Source organism: Nocardia sp. NPDC004722, assembly GCF_053601505.1.
Window position 1 is genome coordinate 1 of the sequence record NZ_JBSGBY010001035.1, and the last position, 1,548, is coordinate 1,548.

The 1,548-nt window shown below is 72.1% G+C and carries 1 protein-coding gene and 1 pseudogene; both read left to right on the forward strand.

Features of this window, described 5'->3' with window-relative positions:
* A partial coding sequence (locus ACWELQ_RS45430) for a PD-(D/E)XK nuclease family protein (RefSeq protein ID WP_452403150.1) occupies positions 1 to 890 on the forward strand: 890 nt, incomplete at its 5' end.
* Positions 887 to 1,548 (forward strand): annotated as a pseudogene (locus ACWELQ_RS45435) (hypothetical protein); the annotation flags it as partial. The gene ACWELQ_RS45430 and the pseudogene ACWELQ_RS45435, both read left to right, overlap by 4 nt.

Below are 1,548 nucleotides of genomic sequence, written 5' to 3' on the forward strand. Positions count from 1 at the left end.
CATCTCCGCGCGCAGCGGACGAACCGGCGACGCCGTCGGTACTGGCCGACGAGCTCGACGCCTTCGCGGGAGCCGCGCCCTCGCTGATGAATTCACTGCCCTACGGCGCGGAATTCGGCACCCTCGTGCACGAGGTCCTGGAATACGTCGACACCGACGCCCCCGATCTGGCCGCCGAGATCCGCGCCCGCTGCCTGCACGCGGTCGGCGAGCAGATGTTCGACGCCGACCCGGAGGTGCTCTCGGCGGCGCTGCTGGCCGTCATGCACACGCCGATCGGGTTCGGCACGCTCGCCGGGGTCGCGACCCGGGATCGGTTGAGCGAGCTCGATTTCGAACTGCCGCTCGCCGGGGGCGACGACCCCACCGCCGCGCGGGTGACCGTACCGCGCATCGCCGACCTGTGGCGTCGGCACGTGCCCGGCGACGACATCTTCGGCCCCTACGCCGAGCAGCTGGCGCACCTCGACGACACCCCGCTGCGCGGATTCCTCACCGGCAGTATCGACGCCGTACTGCGCACCGCCGGACCGCGTTTCGTCGTCGTCGACTACAAGACCAACCGGCTGGGCACCGGCGACCTGACCGTGGCCCACTACACCTACGAGCGCATGGGCGCGGAGATGATGCGCTCGCACTACCCGCTGCAAGCCATCCTGTATTCGGTTGCCCTGCACCGGTATCTGCGCTGGCGGTTGCCCGGCTACGATCCGCGGCAGCATCTGGGCGGCATCCGCTACCTGTTCGTGCGCGGCATGATCGGGCCCGAAACCCCGGACGGCGCGGGAGTTTTCGACTGGCAGCCGCCCACGGCGCTGGTGGTCGAGCTGTCCGCGCTGCTCGCCGGGGACACGTCCGTGCTGACCGATCCGGAGGCCGCGAGCCGATGACCTCGATTCAATTGGCGCAGCGCGGAACCGGGCTGCTGGCGGTGTTCAACAACGCCGGGGTGCTGTCGGCCGCCGACCTGCACGTGGCCCTGCGCCTGGCGCGCCTGGGCGGGGAACGCTCCGAGGCGGCGGTGTTCGCGACCGCGCTGGCGGTGCGCGCCGTGCGCTCGGGATCGGTGTGCCTGGAAGTGCGGCGCATGCACGAGATCGGCGTGGACGCCGAGGGCACCGAGGAATCGGCCATCGACCCGGCCACCCTGCCCTGGCCCGACGTCGAAGCCGTCATCGCCGCACTGCGGGTCAGCCCGCTGGTCACCGGCAGCCCGGCCGGGCCGCTGCGGCCACTGCGATTGATCGACCCGCCCGGCGGCGCGCAAGCCGGGCCGCTGCTCTACCTCGACCGGTACTACCGGCAGGAGGAGACCATCCGTCGGGTGTTGACCGAGCGGGCCGCTTCGCATCCGATGGTGGACGCGGAACTGGTTCGGCGCGAACTGGATCGGCTCTTCCCCGACCAGGCCGGGCCCGGCGAACCACCCGACCGGCAGCGGCTGGCGGCCGCGCTGGCCGCCACCCAGTGGGGCGCGGTCGCCGCGCTGCTCGGCGACGACAGCCAGTTTGTCCAGGGTGGCCGCGATCGCCCACCGGTCGCCGATGG